A 320-nucleotide genomic window follows, 5' to 3' on the forward strand; every position below is an offset into this window, starting at 1 on the left:
ACCTCCGCCCGGCCGAAGGCCGTGTTCACCGGGCCGTCCAGCGGCGCCTCCCCGGCCAAGCCGTGGTTGTGCGCGGTGACCTCGACCCCACCCGTTGCGCCGTCCTGGACCGGCTGGTTGATCCCCCGGTGGCCGTACTTCAGCTTGTACGTGCCGAAGCCGAGCGCCCGGCCGAACAGCTGGTGTCCGAAGCAGATCCCGAACCGCGGCCTCCCGCACCCGCTCGAGGAGCACCCCCCCCTCCTCCACCCCCCCCCCCGGGAAGATGCCGACGCGCCTCGCCCCCCCCCCGCGCCGGGGGGGGGGGGGGGGGCGGGGGG

The 320-nt window shown here is 76.9% G+C and carries 1 pseudogene; it reads right to left on the reverse strand.

The features are described 5' to 3' along the window. Nucleotides 1-215 (reverse strand): annotated as a pseudogene (locus tag ADL08_RS38150) (glutamine amidotransferase-related protein); the annotation flags it as partial. Nucleotides 216-320 lie beyond the last annotated feature (105 nt).

Origin of the sequence: Streptomyces sp. NRRL F-6492 (assembly GCF_001280125.1) — a bacterium.
Taxonomy (GTDB): domain Bacteria; phylum Actinomycetota; class Actinomycetes; order Streptomycetales; family Streptomycetaceae; genus Streptomyces.